We start from the raw sequence: 978 nt of genomic DNA on the forward strand, positions 1-978 counted from the left end.
CAGGTCTGGCTTGGAATAGCGCAGGCTTTCTGGCTTCAATTAACGACCCACGACGTTGAAAATCTGCATCCAAAATTTCTGCGTTTTCAGTTGCACCACCATTGATGATGGCTTGATCAAACAGTTTGAGCAGCATTTTGTTTAATTCTGCGACGCGACGAAGTGTGCGATAAAACTCTTTCATCATCATCTCGACGCCGCGATTGCCTTCACCAACATAACCGAGGTTTTCGGCCACTTGTGCTTGATGTGCGAAGGTCAAACGGTTGTCGTATCGGCGAAGTTCAATGTGCAGCGCAAAGCGGACACGCCACAAGAAGTCCTGACACTCCACCAGTTCGCGGTATTCCGCATCGGTAAGAAAGCCGTAACGGCTCATTTCTAGCAGAGATGTGGCGCCAAAGTGACGGCGCGCTACCCAGCTCAAAGTGTGAATATCGCGAAGACCTCCTGGGGTCGATTTGATATCGGGCTCTAGGTTATAGGTCGTATCGTGGTAGCGAGCATGACGTTCGCGTTGTTCTTGGATTTTTGCGCGGTAGAAGGTTTCGCTCGGCCAGAAAGAGTCGGATAGCACGACTTTTTTTAAAGCTTGGAATGTGTCTTCGCTGCCACAAAGCAGACGTGCTTCTTGTAGGTTAGTGGCAACCGTTAGATCGTCACGACCGATTTGTGCACATTCATTGACAGTGCGAACCGCATGGCCAACTTCCAGTTTTAAGTCCCATAGTAAGGTAATAAATTCGCTGATTTTCGCTTCTAACGCCGTTGGCAGTTTGTTGTTAGAAAGAACGAGAATGTCTATGTCGGACAACGGATGCAGTTCACCGCGACCATATCCGCCCACGGCCACTAATGAGATGTTGTAAATGTCATTAAAACCGAAGTATTGCCATAAACGCGTCAGCAATAAGTCCATGTACTCTGCGCGAGCCAATACTAAGCTGGTCACAGGGTGATGGTTAAGAAACTCTTGTT

Annotated in this window: 1 protein-coding gene; it reads right to left on the minus strand. The window is 48.3% G+C overall.

Translation table 11 applies throughout. From position 1 onward, the window contains the following. Window positions 1-978 (minus strand): nucleotidyltransferase domain-containing protein (locus R8N49_RS25390; RefSeq protein WP_318190245.1); only part of this gene is annotated, 978 nt, incomplete at both ends.

This window comes from Vibrio sp. 1978 (assembly GCF_033344345.1).